This window comes from Planctomycetota bacterium, assembly GCA_018242585.1.
Lineage (GTDB): Bacteria > Planctomycetota > Planctomycetia > Pirellulales > PNKZ01 > JAFEBQ01.
Genome location: JAFEBQ010000040.1, coordinates 90,597 through 108,693, shown reverse-complemented (window position 1 = coordinate 108,693; position 18,097 = coordinate 90,597). Strand labels below are relative to the sequence as shown.

The 18,097-nt window shown below is 64.5% G+C and carries 17 protein-coding genes; 10 read left to right on the top strand and 7 right to left on the bottom strand.

Translation table 11 applies throughout. The features are described 5' to 3' along the window. Positions 1 to 238 precede the first annotated feature (238 nt). Positions 239 to 937: an NAD(P)H-hydrate epimerase gene (locus tag JSS27_18480; protein MBS0210935.1), complete on the top strand. Its 699-nt coding sequence runs from the start codon at positions 239 to 241 to the stop codon at positions 935 to 937. A gap of 120 nt (positions 938 to 1,057) precedes the next feature. Here the strand turns inward: JSS27_18480 and JSS27_18475 are convergent, their stop codons facing one another. Beyond that, positions 1,058 to 2,833 (bottom strand): DEAD/DEAH box helicase, encoded by a 1,776-nt coding sequence (locus JSS27_18475; protein ID MBS0210934.1) that lies wholly within the window; start codon positions 2,831 to 2,833, stop codon positions 1,058 to 1,060. Continuing rightward, positions 2,830 to 3,399, bottom strand: coding sequence for a hypothetical protein (locus tag JSS27_18470; protein ID MBS0210933.1), 570 nt, complete (start codon positions 3,397 to 3,399; stop codon positions 2,830 to 2,832). The genes JSS27_18475 and JSS27_18470 overlap by 4 nt, the downstream gene beginning before the upstream one ends. A 544-nt stretch (positions 3,400 to 3,943) precedes the next feature. On the opposite strand from JSS27_18470, the gene JSS27_18465 reads away from it, so the two are divergent. Further along, the gene (locus tag JSS27_18465; GenBank protein ID MBS0210932.1) at positions 3,944 to 4,288 is read left to right on the top strand and encodes a hypothetical protein; all 345 of its coding nucleotides are present in this window, start codon (positions 3,944 to 3,946) and stop codon (positions 4,286 to 4,288) included. 52 nt (positions 4,289 to 4,340) lie between these two features. After that, a complete protein-coding gene (locus JSS27_18460) occupies positions 4,341 to 5,210 on the top strand; it encodes an alpha/beta fold hydrolase (protein MBS0210931.1) in 870 nt (289 codons plus the stop codon). A gap of 251 nt (positions 5,211 to 5,461) precedes the next feature. Here the strand turns inward: JSS27_18460 and JSS27_18455 are convergent, their stop codons facing one another. Beyond that, positions 5,462 to 6,862, bottom strand: coding sequence for a tetratricopeptide repeat protein (locus tag JSS27_18455; GenBank protein MBS0210930.1), 1,401 nt, complete (start codon positions 6,860 to 6,862; stop codon positions 5,462 to 5,464). Here JSS27_18455 and JSS27_18450 point away from each other — a divergent pair. From JSS27_18450 to JSS27_18420, 7 genes are all read left to right on the top strand, one after another. Further along, on the top strand, positions 6,861 to 8,075 hold the full coding sequence (locus JSS27_18450) for a methenyltetrahydromethanopterin cyclohydrolase (GenBank protein MBS0210929.1): 1,215 nt from the start codon (positions 6,861 to 6,863) through the stop codon (positions 8,073 to 8,075). The genes JSS27_18455 and JSS27_18450 overlap by 2 nt on opposite strands. A gap of 55 nt (positions 8,076 to 8,130) precedes the next feature. Next, positions 8,131 to 9,051, top strand: coding sequence for a RimK family alpha-L-glutamate ligase (locus JSS27_18445; protein MBS0210928.1), 921 nt, complete (start codon positions 8,131 to 8,133; stop codon positions 9,049 to 9,051). Next, a complete protein-coding gene (locus JSS27_18440) occupies positions 9,021 to 10,724 on the top strand; it encodes an AMP-binding protein (GenBank protein ID MBS0210927.1) in 1,704 nt (567 codons plus the stop codon). The genes JSS27_18445 and JSS27_18440 overlap by 31 nt, the downstream gene beginning before the upstream one ends. A 120-nt stretch (positions 10,725 to 10,844) precedes the next feature. Then, positions 10,845 to 11,081: a ferrous iron transport protein A gene (locus JSS27_18435; GenBank protein ID MBS0210926.1), complete on the top strand. Its 237-nt coding sequence runs from the start codon at positions 10,845 to 10,847 to the stop codon at positions 11,079 to 11,081. A gap of 11 nt (positions 11,082 to 11,092) precedes the next feature. Further along, positions 11,093 to 11,386, top strand: coding sequence for a ferrous iron transport protein A (locus JSS27_18430; protein ID MBS0210925.1), 294 nt, complete (start codon positions 11,093 to 11,095; stop codon positions 11,384 to 11,386). A 39-nt stretch (positions 11,387 to 11,425) separates the two neighbouring features. Next, positions 11,426 to 13,654 (top strand): ferrous iron transport protein B, encoded by a 2,229-nt coding sequence (gene feoB, locus JSS27_18425; protein ID MBS0210924.1) that lies wholly within the window; start codon positions 11,426 to 11,428, stop codon positions 13,652 to 13,654. A gap of 36 nt (positions 13,655 to 13,690) precedes the next feature. Further along, positions 13,691 to 13,885 (top strand): FeoB-associated Cys-rich membrane protein, encoded by a 195-nt coding sequence (locus JSS27_18420; GenBank protein MBS0210923.1) that lies wholly within the window; start codon positions 13,691 to 13,693, stop codon positions 13,883 to 13,885. 244 nt (positions 13,886 to 14,129) lie between these two features. On the opposite strand, the gene JSS27_18415 is transcribed toward JSS27_18420, so the two are convergent. The 4 genes from JSS27_18415 to JSS27_18400 are packed head-to-tail and all read right to left on the bottom strand — an operon-like array spanning position 14,130 to position 18,094. Next, complete coding sequence (locus JSS27_18415) at positions 14,130 to 15,131, bottom strand: TauD/TfdA family dioxygenase (protein ID MBS0210922.1); 1,002 nt, start codon at positions 15,129 to 15,131, stop codon at positions 14,130 to 14,132. 45 nt (positions 15,132 to 15,176) lie between these two features. Then, positions 15,177 to 16,160 (bottom strand): aldo/keto reductase, encoded by a 984-nt coding sequence (locus JSS27_18410; protein ID MBS0210921.1) that lies wholly within the window; start codon positions 16,158 to 16,160, stop codon positions 15,177 to 15,179. Positions 16,161 to 16,178: 18 nt separating this feature from the next. Next, positions 16,179 to 16,910 (bottom strand): sulfite exporter TauE/SafE family protein, encoded by a 732-nt coding sequence (locus JSS27_18405; GenBank protein MBS0210920.1) that lies wholly within the window; start codon positions 16,908 to 16,910, stop codon positions 16,179 to 16,181. Continuing rightward, positions 16,907 to 18,094, bottom strand: a complete 1,188-nt coding sequence (locus JSS27_18400) for an ROK family protein (GenBank protein ID MBS0210919.1) — start codon at positions 18,092 to 18,094, stop codon at positions 16,907 to 16,909. Before JSS27_18400 ends, JSS27_18405 begins: the two co-directional genes overlap by 4 nt. Between the last annotated feature and the right edge of the window lie 3 nt (positions 18,095 to 18,097).

Here is an 18,097-nt window from a genome sequence, read left to right as displayed (position 1 = left end):
AATCTTAGTTTGACAGAGCACTAGTTTCGCTCGTTAACTCCGAACTGAAATACGTTGAACCGCAAAGACGCAAAGAACGCAAAGGAAATGCGGGGAGATTAATCGCAGAGAGCGCCGAGGAACGCAGGGAAAGAAGTGGGACCATTCCTCCTCTGCGATCCTCAGCGTACTCTGCGTTTCAAAATGCCTTCTGTCTTCTTTGCGGTTCAAGGTTGTCTCCTGGCACGGGTGTTGAAAAATGCCTCTCACACGCGACCAGGTCCGCGAGCTTGACCGCCGGGCGGCCGCAGAGTTCGGCCTGTCGACGCTGGTGCTCATGGAGAACGCCGGGCGCGGTGTGGCCGATGTCTGGTCGCGCTTGAATTGGTCAGCGCCGGTGGCGATTTGTTGCGGTGTCGGTAACAACGGCGGCGATGGCTTCGTCGCGGCTCGGCATCTCGACGCCCGCGGCGTGGAGGTGCGCGTGGCGGTCGTGGGAGAGCGGGCCAAGTTAACGCCCGAGTCGAGTCCGAACCTGGCCGTGATCGAGCAGGCCGGCTTGAACATTCAATGGTTCGCCAGCGCCGGCGACGAGTTCACGCAGTTTCTGTCCGGCGCAGGAAGCATTGTCGACGCACTATTGGGCGTGGGGGCTCACGGCGAGCCTCGCCCGCCGCTCGATCGAATCATCGAGCAGATGAATCGGTCGGGCTTGCCGATCCTGGCGGTCGATTTGCCGAGCGGCCTCGATTGCGACACCGGCCAGCCCGCGGTGCAAACGATCCGTGCCATGGCCACCTGCACATTCGTCGCCCCCAAGCAAGGCTTCGCCGCTCCACAGGCCCAGCATTACCTAGGCACGGTCCACGTAGCCGACATCGGCGCGCCACGCAAACTGGTCGAAGAGATACTGGGCCAGAGTTCCAATCAGTCAGCCGTAGGTCAGGCCTTGGCCTGACACGATTGTACGCACAACTTCGTCAGGCCAAGGCCTGACCTACCAGAAAGAACTTGGGCTGAGTCGCGCGCGGTGCTCCAAAGTCTGACGACGTCGGCGACGGCGCGATGGCCTGCACATCTACCCCGCCATGCGGATTGGCCCGGTCGGGCACTTCAGTTGGAACAGCCCGAAGATTTCGGCGTGGGTTAGCCCGGCGCTGTGACCCGCCGAGGTGTCGCTGAAGATCGTGTCGAACAGCTCACGCTTCTCTTGCAGCACCTGATCGATCCGCTGCTCGATTGTGTTCAGCGTCAAGAAGCGGCACACTGTGACCGGGCCGGCCGCGCCGATGCGATGCGCGCGGTTGATCGCCTGATCCTCGACCGCTGGGTTCCACCAGCGATCGAACAAGAAGACATAGCTGGCGAACTGCAAGTTCAAGCCCACGCTCCCCGCCCCGTAACTCATCAACAGCACGTGCTTCCGCGGGTCTTCGCGGAATTGCTGCAAGACACCGTCGCGGGCGCGTTGCGGGATGCGGCCGTGATATTGCAGCGTGCCGAAGCGGCCCAGTTCCTGATTGAGGGCTTCGAGCGTTTCAACCCACTGGCTAAAGACGATCGCCTTGCGTCCGCTCTCGGCCACTTCTTCCAGGTCCGCGGCCAGCCGTTCGAGCTTGGCGCTCTCGCCCGTCGCCGGGTCAAAGTTGCAAATCTGCTTGAGCCGCAGCACCAACTCGAACACATGCTGAATCGTGGCCGATTCGCCCATGTGCGTCAGCCGCAGCACCCCTTCTTCTTCGGCCATGCGGTACGTCTCGCGCTGGGCCGGGCTCAGCTCCACGTCGGCGTCGCGAAACATCTTCGGCGGCAAGTCGTCGAGCACCTGGTCCTTGGTCCGTCGCAAGACGTAATCGGCCGCCAGTTGTCCGAGCCGGCGCGGCTTCATGTCGCTGCGCAAGTAGCCGGGAGCCAGGAACTCGAAGATGCCGACCAGGTCCTCGGCGCTGTTTTCGACCGGCGTGCCGGTCAGGGCCCAACTACGGCGGCGGGGAATGCCGCGCACCAGTTCGGCCGTGGTGCTCCCCTTGTTTTTGATCCGCTGCGACTCGTCGAGAATCACCAAATCGTACGGGTTGCTCTCGTCGGCAATCCACTCGTGATCGCGCGGCAGGAGTTCATAGTTGGCAATCCGTAAGGGCGCATCAATCGTCTGCCACTGCCAACGCCGCCGCTGGGCGTCGCCTTCGATGGCCATCACCGGGATTTCCGGCGCCCAGGTGGCGAACTCGCGCAGCCAATTGGTGACCAACGGCTTGGGGCAAATCAACAGCACGCGCCGCACCTCGCCGGCATGCAGCAACAATCGCACCGTCGTGATCGCCTGCATCGTTTTGCCCAGCCCCATCTCGTCGGCCAGCATCGCCGAGTAGCGCGGGTACAGGAACGCCACTCCTTGCAACTGGTACGGGAACGGGTGGAACGGAAAATCGAGCGAGCGACTGGCCAGCACCGATTCAAGCGGCGGCTGTAGCAAATAAAACAGCCGATCTTCCAGCTTGATCACGTCGTTCGGCGGGGCGATGCGCGTCGGCCGCACCAATGGCTTGGCCGGCGTGTCGACTTCCGACTGGTCGGGCGCGACGGCGGCCGCTTCCTTCGCCGGCGCGGCGAACTGGTCGGGCTTGTCATCGCCACAGGCAAAGCGGTAGCTGCGAGTTTTCAACCGCAGCCGGGGCAATTGAATCGAAACCGCGCCAGGCCCGGCGAGTGCCACCCTGGGGCTAGTGACCAGCGGCGTCCCGTCGCTGGCCAGCAGTGGCTGACTGAACGCCAAGGTCGCGGGCCGCGGCAGCCACAACTCCTGGCTGCTGAACAACACGTGCGGAGTTGCGGGCGAGCCGTCGGCGCTCATCGCTGGCCTCGCTGGGCCTCGTCGAGCGCTTCGCGAATCCGCGTGAAGGGTTCGGCCAGATCGACGCGTTCGAGCAGCGGTTCCAACGCCACCCGGATGTGGGCTTCGTCGTCGGTGCGTTGCGGCGCGAGCGCGACCTGGTAACCCCCCAGCGCGAACGGCCGACGCAAACCCCGCTGGGCATGCGCGCCGTCGATCCGCAACATTTCGCCGCTGCTAGCCTGCCCCTGACCGTCCGCCAGGGCTTCGACCAGCAACACCGGCGCGTCGACAAACTCTTGCAAGGCTAGCACATTTGCCTGATCGGTACAGATTACCACCGCACGCTTGCCGGCCTGCTGCACCAGCGTCTGGCCAATCAGCTCGCCGAACAGGTACGGCACGAGCGTCGGGCCGTAGAGAATCTCCTGGGCCCGGTTGGGGCGCAGCGGCGCCGTGCAGTGGAACTCGATCGGCCGGCCCGTGCCGTTCAGCAGCAAATAGCCGCCGAAAAAGCCGTGCTGCTCGTGTTCGACCACGGTCAAGAAGCCGAAGGCCGACGAGGTGGCCGCGTCGGACTTTGTCATACCGCCTCCCTGCGGCTTTCGGACAATGGCGCCGGCCCATGAGGGAGCCAGAGCGTCCGGCGGCGTGGCGTGACCTGGGTGCGTTGCACCGCTGGCCTGCTGCCACGCCGGCCGACTTACGCAGGATGAATCGACCGGGCCGACGCGGCGACTTGAACCTACGGCTAACACTCAAGTCGCCGGCGCGACTATGCGCTGCTAGCTGCGGTGCTGGTGGCCGTGGCACCACGCTCCGGCGCGCGAATTGCCCGGTGAATTCTGGGCAATTTCCACTCAAGCCCACGGGGTGTAATTGTGACGATAGCAGCGCAAGCGTCTCGACATTCGCGCCGAGCAATGCCATACTGGACGTGCTCGGCCGCACCCGACGGCGCGAAACGGTTTGGCGCGATTCAGTTCGGCACTCTCGATCAGGACGTAAGGTCAGCCAACGATGCAAGATCGTCCCACGCACCCGTCGTTGTTCCCCGCGGTCGATGTCACGGCCACTCCGCCCGCCGCGCCGCCGGCCCACGCCGACCGGTTCGAGCCGGAACAACTCCGGTTGTTGCGCGACTTGGTGTCGGCCCAGGACCGGCAGAACGAGCTGATCGAGGAGCTGGTCGGTCTGCTCGGCGCGAGCAATCGCCAGCGGTCCCAGGAACTGAACCAGTGGAAGTCGGCCAATCCTGATCTGGCCCAGAAGTGCCGCCAGGCGGCCGAAAGCCTGAGCCGCGTGCAGACGTCGTTCCTCGAATCTCTGACCGACGAAGTGAACGACCACGCCGACGCCTTGGCCGACGGTGAGTTTTTCTTGGGCGAGTTCGTCGACCGTTTTGGTCCGCGCTTGGCCCACCTGAACGGTGTGTTGCAAGTGCTGGCCCAATTGAGCGGCCCCGCGCAGCAATAGTCGCGGTCCATAGGCCGCCCGTTTGGTTTCACCCGCCGGCGACGATACCCGGTTGAATTCTATGCTGGTGGAACTCGTCGATACGCAGGCGACCGATGGCTTGATGTTGTCGGGTGCGCTGATGCGTCCGGTCGATACTTCCGCCGGCCCCAACTTGCCGATCGATGGCTTGATCTGTCTGCATGGCACCGGCAGCAACTTCTATAGCTCCAGTCTGTGGATGGGGCTGGCCTCGACGTTTCAGTCGTGGCGCGTGCCGGTCTTGTGGGTGAACACCCGCGGGCATGACGGCGTGACCGTGGCCCGCGCGACCGATGGCCGGCGCTGGTTTGGTTCGTCGTTCGAGTCGGTCGATGAATCGCGCCACGACGTGGCAGGCTGGCTGGCGTTCGCGGCCGCGCAAGGTTGGCAACGCGTCGGACTGGTCGGTCACAGCTTGGGGGCGGTCAAGGCAATCTATACGCAAGCTCGCGAGCCCAACTCGCTGGTAGCGTGCGTGGCCGCGTTCTCGCCGCCGCGGTTGTCTCACTCGACGTTCAAAGCTTCACCGCGCAGCGCCGAAGTCATGGCCGAGTATCAACAAGCGGTTGATCTGGTCGCCCGTGGCCAAGGGCAAACGCTAATCGAAGTCCGGCATCCGCTGGCCTATTACTTCTCGGCCGCCAGTTACCTGGACAAGTACGGCCCCGAAGAACGATACAACATTCTGAACTTCGTCGACCAGGTGAGCGTGCCCCTGCTGGTCACGTACGGCACGGCGGAACTGCCGGGCATAGCGTTCGAAGGTATGCCCGAGGCGCTCGAAGCCCGGAATCGGCCGAACGTGCGCGTGGCAGTCGTAGCCGGCGCCGATCACGTCTACACCGGCGTGCAATCGACGCTAGGGGCGCGCATGGAATCGTGGCTACGCAAATTAGCTTGATCGATCCCAATCGCTATCAAGCCCCACTTGCGGCAAGGCCGCAACACCTCTCCCTTTCAGGGAGAGGTCGGGAGCGCAGCGAACCTGGTGAGGATAAACACGCTGCAGGCCGAGGGGCATTGCGCTCGGAGAACAGCGTTCTGAACGCCGTCGTTGTCGGCCCGCGACGTCTTTACCCTCCCTCAGTCCCTCCCTGAAAGGGAGGGATGTTTATCGGACACGCTGCCGACCTTTCGCCGCGCTCAACGCCGTTAGTCGTCGTTCGGATCGGGCTTTTCCGTCTTGGGTGCGTCTTTCGACTTGGCCTCGGCGGGCGCTTGGGGTGACGCGCTGATCCGCTTCCCTTCCGGCGTTGGCTCGGCTTTCGGCTTGTCGGCGGCCGGCGCCTTCTCCACGTTGGGCATCTCGATCGTGGCCCCATCGCCTGGCTTCACGGCACGTTCGCTGGCTGACCAGGGTTTGAGTGTGCCGTCGAGCACCCCAATCACCAGCTTGTGGGTCTGTCCGTAGCTCGGCTCGCCGACGAACATGCCGTAGGTCTCGTGCCGGCGGCCCCGGTACAGGTCCAAATGATACAGCCGCTCTCCCTCTTTGATCATGCCCGTCGAGCGGGCCATCTCGTTCGTCAATGCGTACGAGCCCAGGCTGATCCGGAACGCCGTGTCGTTCTCCAGGTCGGCAATGTCGAACCAATAGCGCAGCGCCTGGTCCCCCGACAGCTCGTAGTATTCATAGGCCATGACCGAGTACTGGTTCCCCAAGCTGAACTCGTCGCGGGCGAAGTAGTGGTCCCGAATCTTTTCTTCATCGTGCCAGGCTCGCATGATCGCCCGGTACTTGTCGCATTCGGCTGGCCGACGCAACACTTCGCTCAGAACCACCAATCGACTCACGACGACTTGGGCCTGACGATCAAGCTTGAGCGCGGTTTCGTAGGCCTCGAACGCCTTGGGCAGGTCGCCGTTGTCTTCAAGAACGAGGGCTCGCATCACGTGTCCCTGAAAGCTGTCGGGTTCCTTTTCGCACAGCGCCTCGATCGGCGCGAGCGCTTCGCGCGCCCGATCCAAGTGACGCAAGGCCACCACCAGCGCGATGGTCGTCTTCTCGCGGTCGGCTTCGGCAGCCAGCACTTCGCGGCACAGCTTTTCGGCTTCCTCGTAGCGCTCGGCATCGAGCAGCAGGTTCGCCAACTCGTCCTTGAAGTTCAGGTTCTTCGGCGCTAGCTCGACGGCGTCGCGCATGGCGGCCAGGGCATCCTGCGGCCGGTCCATGTAGCCGAGTAGCTGGGATCGCAGCCGGACATACGCCGCCTTCTTGGGCGCGAGCTCGATCGCCCGGTCAACTGCGGCCAGGGCGTCCTCGTCGTGTGAGAACTCGGTTTGCAGGCGCGCCAACTGATAGAAGGCGTCGGCGTTCTTGGCGTCGCTTTCGGTTTTGACTTGCCACTCTTCGATCGTTTCGCGCAGCAGCTTGATGGCGGCCTGATTGTCCCCCTGGCGATTGAGCTTGCGAGCTTCCTTGATCGTGTCGCCCACTGGGTCAGCAGCGCGGGCTGGCTCGGCGGCGCTGGCCGAAGCCGCCAGACCGACGAGCAACGTCACAAGACAACCCGTCAGGGCGATCGGTCGAAGCCGGGCTGCGAACGCATTCATGGCAAAATCCTGGGTGCGCAAAGGGGTTGGTGCGTCGCTGGTACAACGTCGTGGCCGCCATTTTATTGCATCTCGAAGCCGGTCGCGAACTGCGTCGCATAATCTACTCGCCCGGGCTTTCGCCGCCGGCAGGCCCATTGCAGAATCGAAGCACAGACCGGATGATTGCCGTTTTGGCGTTCGCGGCGTCGACCGCAGCCAAGGATTGCCAGCCTGCCCAAGTCGCCTACCGAACACTCTTCACCACGGACCTGCTCCTTTGACCTTTCCATTGAATGAACGCTCAGCCCGGTTGTGTGACGAGTTGGTTGCCCAGGCCGAACGCCTGCGCTGTGACGCGTCGTTGTACGTCGGCGGCGCGCGGGTCATCGATTTGGGCATTAACGTCCCCGGCGGCTTGGAGGCGGGACTGCTGCTGGCCCGAATTTGCCTGGCCGATCTGGCCGACGTGAAGCTGGTGCCGGGGCGTACGCCGTTCAGTCATTGGCAAGCCGTTGCCGTCACCACTGACCAGCCCGTGGCGGCCTGCCTGGCGTCGCAATACGCCGGCTGGGAGCTGAAAGCTGGCAAGTTTTTCGCCCTGGGTTCCGGACCCATGCGGGCGGCCGCCGCGCGCGAGCCGTTGTTTGAGAAGATCGGCTACACCGAACGCCCCGAACGTGTCGTCGGCGTCCTCGAAACGCGGCAGCTTCCCACAGTAGAAATCGTCGAACAGATCGCCGAGGCGTGCCAGGTGCCGACGACGAACGTCACGCTGCTGGTCGCGCCGACGGCTAGCCTGGCCGGTGGCTTGCAGATTGTCGCGCGCAGCATCGAGACCGGCCTGCACAAGCTCGGCGAGTTGGGCTGCGACGTGCGGCGAGTCGTCAGCGCGGCCGGCCAGGCCCCGCTGCCGCCGGTGGCGGCCGACGACTTGAAGGCGATCGGCCGGACGAACGACGCGATTCTATACGGCGGCGAAGTGACTTTCTGGGTCGAGGGGATCGGCGACGACGAGCTGACCACGCTCGGGCCACAGGTTCCCAGTTCCTCGTCCGGCGATCATGGCGCACGGTTCGCCGAGTTGTTCGAGCGCTACGATCGGAACTTTTACGCCATCGATCCGTTGCTATTCAGTCCGGCTGTCGTCGTGTTTCAGAATCTGACCACGGGGCGGTCGCATCGGTTCGGGCATTTGGCCCCCGAGGTGGTCGCCCAGTCGTTCGAGCATTGATCGGCACGATCCGCCTCACCGCGTTCCGTAGTGAAATCACGTTCAGGCAAGCGACATGCGATTGGTGTTCTTGGGTTCGGACGAAAGCTGGTATCTACGCGACTTGCAGCGCGCCGCCGCCAATCGCCACCAACTCGTCGCCGCGCCGTTCGCCACGTTGCGTGGCGAGTTGCAGGATACTGGCCTGCGAGTCCACTCGGGCTCCGTGAACCTGTCGCAGGCCGACGCGGTGCTGGTCCGCACCATGCCGCCAGGTTCGCTTGAGCAAGTCGTCGTGCGGATGGACCTACTACAACGACTCGAAGCGACGGGCGTGGCCGTCTTCAACCGTCCCCGCGCCATCGAAGCGGCCGTCGACAAGTTCCTGACCTCGGCGCGATTGCAAGCCGCCGGCCTGACCGTGCCGCGGACGTTCGCTTGCCAGACGGCCGACGACGCGCTGGCCGCGTTCGAGTCGCTTGGGCATGACGCGGTGGTCAAGCCGTTGTTCGGCGCCGAGGGGCGCGGCATCACGCGCATCAACGACGCGGCGATGGCCGAGCGGTGCTTCACGCTGCTCGAACGCTTGGGTGCCGTGATCTACTTGCAACAGTTCGTGCCGCATCACGGCCACGACTTGCGATTGTTCGTCCTGGGCGAGCAGGTCTTCGGCATGCGACGTGTAAACCCTGACGATTGGCGGACGAATATCAGCCGCGGCGCTCGGGGCGAATCGTTCGATGTCGATGAGTCGCTCGCCGAATTGGCCGTGCGCGCGGCGCGCTCGGTTGGGGCCGATCTGGCCGGCGTCGATTTTCTGCCCGGGCTCGATGGGACGTTGTACGCCATTGAAGTCAACGCGGTGCCGGGTTGGCGTGCTTTGGCTCGCGTGACGGGTGTGGACATTGCGGCCTTGGTGCTCGATTACGTGGCCGAGCGCGCCGGCAAGTCGCCAGCCGTCGCACCATGCGAGCCAGCCCAGGCAGGCCGGCCATGAGCGCGGCGGGCGTCGAGACGTCGAATGCCGATACCGTCAACATCGCGGCCCGGCTGGCCGAGTCGGCCGAGCGGTGGCCCGATCAGGTGTGCGTGGCCGCGCCGCTGGGCCGTCGCGCCGGCAAGCGCCAGTACCGGACCATCACCTTCCGTGAACTCGATCAGGAGAGCGACCGGCTGGCCCGCGGCCTGAGACGCCTGGGCGTTCGGCCCGGCACGCGGTTGGTGTTGCTGGTCCGGCCGGGGCTGGAGTTCATCAGTCTGGTCTTCGCCGTGTTCAAAGCCGGCGCGGTCGCGGTGTTGATCGACCCGGGCATGGGACGCCGGCACCTGATCAATTGCCTGGCCGAAGTCGAGCCCGAGGGGTTCATCGCCATTCCGCTGGCCCAGGCCATTCGCCGCGTACTGCGCCGCCGATTCTCGCGCGCGAAGTTCAACGTGACGGTCGGCAAGCGCTGTTGGTTTTGGGACGGCATCACTTTCGACACACTATTGGGCGAGCCCTGGTCGGGCGCCGAATTGGCCGCCACCGGGCCGAACGATCCGGCCGCGATCATCTTCACCACCGGCAGCACTGGTCCACCGAAGGGAGTGCTGTACACCCACGGCAACTTTTCGCGACAGGTCGACGAGCTTCGCGATCAGTACCAGATTCGCCCCGGCGAGGTCGACCTGGCCGGCTTTCCGCTGTTCGCGCTGTTCAATTCGGCCATGGGGGTGACGACCGTCATTCCCAAGATGAACCCGACGCGCCCGGCTCGGGTGAACCCGGCAAATATTGTCGAGGCGGTGCGCGACTGGCAAGTGACCCAGTCGTTCGGCTCGCCGGCCATTTGGAACCGCGTGGGGCCGTACTGCGAAGCGCGCGGCATTCGCTTCACCACGCTGCGGCGCATCCTGTCGGCCGGAGCGCCGGTGCCGCCGGCGGTGCTGCGGAGCATGATGAAGTGTCTGCCCGAGGGTGGCCAGATGCACACGCCGTACGGCGCGACCGAGGCGCTGCCCGTGGCGACGATTTCCGCCAGCGAAGTGTTGGGCGAGACCGAGGCCCGCTGGGCCCGCGGCGAGGGGACCTGCGTGGGGCGCAAGTTCCCGGGCATCGACTGGCGCGCGATCCGTATGACCGACGGGCCGATCGCGTCGATCGACGAGGTCGAGGTCTTGCCCACGGGGCAGATCGGCGAGCTGATCGTCCGCGGGCCGGTCGTCACCACGCGGTACGTGACGCGAACCGAATGGAACGGGCTGTCGAAGATTGCCGACGGCGATCGAGTCTGGCACCGGATGGGGGACGTCGGCTATTTCGACGCCGAACAGCGGTTTTGGTTTTGTGGCCGCAAGGCCCATCGGGTCGAAACGGTCGATGGCACGCTGTTCACCGATCCGGTCGAAGGGATCTTCAATCAGCATCCCGACGTGTTTCGCTCGGCCCTGGTCGGCGTGGGAGATCGCGGCCGGCAACGCGCGGTCCTGGTCGCCGAGCCGCGCCGAAGAATGTCGCACGCCGAGCGCGAGCGCTTGATCGGCGAACTGCGCGAGCTGGGCCTGCGCCACGAGCTGACCCGCGGCATCACCGATTTTCTGATTCACCCCAGCCTGCCCGTCGACATCCGCCACAACGCAAAAATCTTCCGTGAGAAGCTGGCGGCCTGGGCCGCGAAGCGATTGGGGTAGTTAGTTTTGGCTCTTCAGAAACTCCCGAGCGGAAACGTGCTTGCGTTCGTCCGGCTGGGCTCTTAGAATCTGTGTTGAGACTCGGTCTCAGTACAGATACTCCCCGCTTCGGACCCGCCTGTGCACGACCTTATCCCTCTCAGCGCGCTGGCTGTTGGCCAATTGGCGCAAGTCGGCTTGGTGCTTGGACAACCTGACCAGGTACACCGCCTGGGCGAGTTGGGCCTGCGCGACGGCACTCGGGTCGAAATGGTCCAGCAAGGTTCCCCCTGCATCATCCGGCTGGGGGGCCAAAAGCTCTGCTTCCGCAACGATGAGTTGATTCAGGTTCTCGTCCGCCCCGGCACCGAGCGTTAGGGAAGCGGTCGATGAGCGTGCCAACTGCCAACACCGGGTCGGGTTCCACGGCGAATTCGTCTGCGGCCAACGCATCGCGCGCGACCGTGGCGTCGCTCAAAGTTGGCGGCCGAGGGCGGGTCGTGGCGGTCCACGGGGCCGACGAGGTGACGATGCGGCTGTTGGAGATGGGCATCACGCCTGGCGTCGAACTGTGCTTGTTGGGGGCCGCACCGCTGGGGGATCCGGTCGAGTTGGAGCTGCGCGGCTACCGGCTCAGCCTGCGCAAGGCCGAAGCCGCTCGAGTCGAGATTGAACTGCCATAGTGCGCTGGCGCGCGGCAACGCTCTAGGATTCTGTCGACGATGAGCATTGCTCAAGCCAAACGTGCCTGCTGCGTCGCCCTGGTCGGCAATCCCAACACCGGCAAGTCGACGCTGTTCAATGCGCTGGCCGGCGCCAATCAACGAGTCGGGAACTATCCCGGCGTCACGGTCGAAAAGAAGCTTGGGCACGCCACCTGGCACGAGGTGCGGTTCACGCTGATCGATCTGCCGGGGACGTACAGTCTGGCCCCCCGCTCGCCCGACGAAATGGTGACGGTTGACGTGCTGTTGGGGCGGCGCGAGGACACCGAACGCCCCGACGTGGTGTTGTGCGTTATCGACGCCTCGAACATCGATCGCAATTTCTACCTGCTCAGCCAGTTGCTCGAACTGGACGTGCCGGCGGTCGTGGCGTTGAACATGACCGATGTGGCCGCTCAGCACGGGGTGAAGCTCGACGTCAAGCTGCTGGCCGAGCGGCTGGGTATTGAAGTCGTCCCGGTGCAAGCCAACAAGCGTGTCGGTCTTGATGAATTGCGCGCCGCGCTGGTCCGCGCCGTGGACTGCCCGGTGGGCAAGCGGGCCAGCCCGTTGCCGGCTCAGGTGTGCGAGGAAGTCGACCGGTTGCACGCCGAAATGCAGCGCTCGTCCCACGCGGCCGACATGAAAGTGCCGCGCTACCTAGCCGAACGCTTGCTGCTCGATACGAGCGGCTATCTTGAGCCGCTGTTGGCCGATGGGCAGCTTGAAACGCTGCACGGCTCGATTGCGGCGGCGCGCGAGCGATTGGCCACGGCCAGTTGCCCCGTGCCGGCGATCGAAGCGATTGGCCGTTATGGCTGGATCTCGCAGGTCGTGGGGGGCGCGGTCACGCGCCCGGCCCAGCGCGCCACCAGTTGGACCGATCGGCTCGATCGAGTTCTGACCCACCGATTCTTTGGGCTGGTGGCGTTCGTGCTGATGATGTTCGTGATCTTCCAGGCGGTGTTTCAAGGGGCCACGCCGCTGATGGACCTGATCGAAAGCGGCGTCGGCGCGGTCGGCGCGCTGGTGGCCGAGCGCATGCCCGAAGGGGCGCTGCGCAGTCTGGTGGTCGATGGACTGATCGCCGGCGTGGGGGGTGTGCTCGTCTTTCTGCCGCAGATCGTGATCTTGTTTTTCTTTGTCGGCATTCTGGAAGATTGTGGCTACATGGCCCGCAGCGCGTATCTGATGGACAAGCTGATGGTGCGCGTGGGGCTGAGCGGCAAGTCATTCATCCCGCTGTTGTCGTCATTCGCCTGCGCCATTCCGGGCATCATGGCCACCCGCGTGATCGAGAACCGGCGGGATCGGATCACCACGATTCTGGTTGCGCCGCTGATGAGCTGCAGCGCGCGGTTGCCGGTGTACACGCTGCTGATTGCGGCCTTCATTCCCCAGCGACGCTGGCTCGGTGTGTTTGGTTTGCAGGCGATCGTGATGATGTCGATGTATTTGCTCGGCATGGTCGTGGCCGTCGCCGTGGCCGTCGTGCTGAAAAAGACGCTGTTGCGCGGACCGACGCCGCCGTTTGTGCTGGAACTGCCCGCCTATAAGTGGCCGTCGCCGCGAACGGTGATCTGGCGGATGGTCGAGCGCGGCTGGGCGTTCGTCCAAGGGGCCGGGACCATGATCCTGGCCGTGTCGGTCGTGATCTGGGCGATGCTCTACTTCCCGCACTCGGCCGAAGTTGGCGAGCCCTACCAGTCACAGATCGCCGTGCTCGAGGCGAAGCTGCCGGCGGTCCCGGAAGCGGAGCGGGGCGCGATCGAGGAACAAATCAGCGCGCTGAACGTCGAGCGGGCCAGCGCCTATCGCAAACAGAGTTACCTGGGACGGATCGGCCATCTGATTGAGCCGGCCGTGCGCCCGTTGGGCTGGGATTGGCGGATTGGCTGCGCGGCCATCGCTTCATTGCCGGCGCGCGAGGTGGTGGTGGCGACGCTAGGTATCATTTACAGCGTCGGCGAAGATGTCGACTTGGACAACGAAGCCGACCGAGGGCGCTTGGTCGAAGCCCTGCATCGCGCCACGTGGGACGACACCGATCGGCCGGTGTTCAATGTGCCGGTGGCGTTGTCGATCATGGTCTTCTTTTCGTTGTGCGCCCAGTGCTGGTCAACGCTGATGGTGATCAAGCGCGAGACGAACAGTTGGGGCTGGCCAGCACTGACGTTTGGTTACATGACCACGCTGGCTTACGTGGCGTCATTGGTGACTTACCAGGTGGGGATTCGGCTGATGTAGCGTGCGGTGAGTTGCGCGCACTGAGCGAGATGTACGATGAACCTTGACTGGCAAACCGTGGCTGCCGCGGCGATCGTCGCGCTGGCGATGGCGTACCTGGCGCGGCGCGCTTGGCGCGCGCTGGCGGCACGCCGCGCCGGCTGCGGCGCATGCCCAAATTGCCCCTCGAGCGAAGGACCGCAAGTCGTCTCGCTCGACGCGTCGATAAAGTCGGGCAACGCGCGCGAGTAAGGGGCTTCCCTTTGCGTTGTCGCGCTAGCCTGGCACGGGACCCTCATCCGGCGGCTAGCGCCGCCACCTTCTCCCGGGAGGAGAAGGGTTAACTCATTGTCTCGCGAGATTGAATCGCCCCCTCACCCGGTTCGCTGGCGCGAACCACCCTCTCCCGCAAGGGGCGAGGGTTGAAATGCGCTCGCTGCGATCGAGAGTTTGTGCGCCCCCAAGTTGTCCCCTAATCTCTAGCCCCTAGCCTCTCTTACTTCTTCTCATCGGCCGCGATCAGCGATGCCAATACCTTGCGCGTGCCGGTGAAGGTGCGACGGCCGTGCATGGCGACCATGTTGTCCACGAGCGCCACGTCCCCCTGCTGCCACGGCACGTCAAAGGCAATGGCCTCGGCCATTTGCGTGATCAGGTTCACCGCTTCACGATCGAGCGGCGTGCCGTCGCCAAAGGTGATCGACTTGGCCGGATCGTTGCGAGTGTCCTTCCAGCCCTGGAACGCGGCAATCAATTGGTTGAAGAACGACGCGCGACCGTCGCCCAGATCGTAGACCGCCGGCAACACCGGCGTGGTGGCCCGCAGGCAGCCGTCATCGAGCCATTGCCAGGTGTAGCCCAGGGTCTTCAAACGTAGCTCGGCTTCTTCGCGCGTGGTGGCGCCGAGCGTGCTTTGCCAACTGCGCCCCATGCCGCTGCTGGCGTCGTTTTCGGCCGGCATGACGTTCGTGTAGCGCAGGCCCTTGTCGCGGCAATCGCGGGCAAACTGCGGGCACCGCGCGACGATTTGCTCCCACAGGATGTCCGAACGGCATAGCGGCGTCGCGCCACCCGTCGTGGCTGCTTGTTCACAGAAGAAGAACAGCCGGCTGGGGTAAACCGGCGTCTGGGCCATTTCGTGATGGAAGAAAATCGTGATGTTCGGCGGCGCTTCGTTGGCGGTGAAGACGCGAGGCGTTTTGTTCACGCGCACCGCGTTCGACAACGATTCATCATACGGAAAGTTCCGCAAGCCAAACGCCGAGACAAAGGCGTCGAAGTCCTGCGGCGTGCGCACCGGAAAGCCCCGAAACAAAATCGTGCCGTGCCGGCTGGCCCGGGCCAGCAGTTCGTCGGCATTGGCCGCCAGCCACTCGGTCGCTTCGGCCAGCGTGGTGTTGGGGCTGGCGCACTCGAGCACCAGCGGGAACGCGTTGCCGTCGCAAGGTTGCTGACCGGCGACGCTGGCTTCGGCGACTGATAATGTGCTCTGGGGCATGATGAACCTCCGTTGGGGTGGGCGCTCGGCGAGCGTGGTGGCGTGCTACTCGTAGATGGGGAAAAAAGTGTGGAAGGCGGCTTCGCAAAACTGGCCGGGGTCATTGAAACGCCGGCCCCGGTCGAGAGCCGAGATCGCTTGCAGCTCGGCGTCGGTCAACGCGAAATCAAAGATGTTCAGGTTCTCGGCCAGGCGCTCGGGACGCGACGTCTTGGGGACGACGGCCGTGCCGCGCTGCACACCCCACCGCAGGGCGACTTGCGCCGGCGTCTTGTTGTGGGCGCTGGCCGCGTCGCGCACGGCGGGCTGGTCGAGGACCGATTCGTTGCGCTGGGCCATCCCCAATTCGTAATACGACAGCGCGCCCAGCGGCGAGAAGCCCGTTACGGCAATCTGCTCTTCACGACAGAACCGCAGCAGCTTCTCTTGCGCAAGATAGGGATGCAGTTCCACCTGCAGCATGGCCGGCCGAATCGAGCCGTAGTTCAACAGGTCGCGCAGCAGCGAGATGTTATAGTTGCAGACGCCGATGTTGCGGACCAGGCCCGCGTTGACCAGCGACTCCATCGCCTGCCACGTCTCGGCCAAGGGGACGCGGGCCGCTTGCATGCGCGGCTGCTTTGCCGCCGGATCGAAAAACCAGCCGGGCGGGTAGCGCGTCTCGGGGGCGACATATTCCAATGCGATCGGGAAGTGAATCAGGTACAAGTCGAGATAGTCGAGCTGCAAATCGCGCAGCGTCCGCTCCAGGGCCGGCCGAACGTGGGCGGCCGCGTGGTAGGTGTTCCAAAGCTTCGACGTGACCCACAGCTCTTCGCGGCGACAGTGCCCCCCCGCGAGCGCGCGGCGAATCCCCTCGCCGACCGCCGGCTCGTTGCCATAGTCGCAAGCCGCGTCCAGGTGTCGATAGCCGGCCTTGATAGCCTGCTCGACCATGGCTGGTGCGTCGTTCGGGGCGATCTTCCAGAGTCCCAGCCCGACGCTGGGGACTTGCGCGCCGGTGTTCAATTTCAAACTGCTGACATTCATCGGTATGTCTTTCGGGCGTCACGCCCCGCGAATCAGGTAACAACTTCCCAACACGAAAATCCCGGTATACACTCCGCCGCGCAGCACTGGCTGCGAGACGAAGTCGAGCAGCCGATGGCCGACATAGGTGGCAATCAACAGCGGCAAGGCTGACCAGGCGACGGCTTGCCAGACCGACGCGGTCAGTTCGCCGTGGGCGGTGACCAGGGCGAAACGCATCAGCCCGCTCGATAGAAACACCATGCTCAACGTGGCGACTTGCTGCTGCTTGGTCCACGGCTGCGAATAGACATAGGCCACGATCGGCGGGCCGCCGATGTTGAACGCGCCGCCTAGCAAGCCACCGCCGAGTCCACAAAACCAGCCGACTAGCGGCGGCAATCGCCACCGCATCCGCCGGGCAATCAACGAATCGAACAGCACCATCGAACAGAGGGCCACGCCCAACAGCCGCGTCGCCCAGACGTAAGGCAACTGTTCAACAAACGCATAGCCGAACGGTACGCCGACCAACGCCGCGATCAACAGCCGCCGCGCCCCGCGCCATTCGACATCGGAAAACTTTACGCCTACCATCAGCACGCACACGATTAGGTTCGTCAGCGTGATGATCGCCTGGGCTTGTTCCAGTTCAATCACCAGCGGCAATAGCCCCATCGCCACCATGCCGAAGCCAAAGCCGGTCAATCCTTGGACCAGTCCGGCCAAGGTCAGCACCGCGACGACGTGCAGAAGGAAACCTTCATTCATCGTCGCGGTTTCCAGTGTTGAAAGGCCAGCGCGGCGGCACCGAGCGCCCCGGCGAACGGCCCCAGCGTTGACGGGACGATTTCGGCCGTTGGAGTGTGCGAGCTGAGCGCCGCAGCGGTGTCGCGCACCGTAGTCAGATACATCTCGCTGGCCGCCAATGGACCCGAGAGGATGATCCGCTCGGGATCGAGCAACTGGGAAAGCTGGTGCGCGATCCAGCCATGCACGCGCGCCGCGCGCAGGACCAGACGTTCGGCCAGCGCGTCCGCCGCAGCGGCGGCCTCGATCAGGTCGGCGGCGGTGGGGGGCTGCTTGCACTTGCCTAGCGCGCTGGTCGTGCCGTTGGCGACGGCTTGCGCCGCTTCGGCCAGCAAAGCCGAGAACGAGGCGACGTCTTCGACGCTGCGCCCGGCGGCACCCTGGAAGTCGGCGTCGGCACTCAGCTCGAGCGGAAAGTTCCAACTCCCGACTTCACCGGCCAGGTTCCGAGAGCCGCGCAGCAGTTTGCCGTCGGCGATGATGCCGGCGCCGATACCCGAGCGAATGCCCAGGCAGACCAGATGCCGAGCGCCGCGCCCCTGCCCCATCCACAACTCGGCCAGAGCCATCGACCGCAGATTGTTCTCGACCGACACAGGCAGCTTGAACGCGCCGGCCAGGCGATCGACGATCGGCACGTCGCGCCAATCGGGAATGAACCGATACCAAAGGGCGATGCCGCGCTCGACGTCAATGTGCCCCGGCACGGCCAGGCCAATGCCCAGCACGTCGCCGCGGCGCGTGCCGATGACGGCGGCGATGGCGTCTTCGATGATCGACAGCACGCGCTGGGTGTTGGCCTTGGGGGGGATGCTACGGCGGATTTGTTTCAACGGTTTTTGGGCAAAGTCGACCGCCGTGGCCATGATCTGCCGCGCGTCGAAATCGACGCCGATGAAGCGACCGGCCGAAGGATTCAACTGGATCAGCGTCGGGGGCCGGCCCAGCGAGCGGGCTTTGGGCGCCGATTCGAGCAAGAAGCCTTCGCGCAGCAGCCGGTCGACGTAGATGCCGGCCGTCGACGGCACCAGCTTCAACTCGCGGGACAAGGCGGCGCGCGACGTGGCCTGGCCGGCGTGGACCAGTTGCACGAGCGCGGCATCGAGATGAGCGACCGCTTGCAGCTTGCGAAGGACTTTGGCCATGGG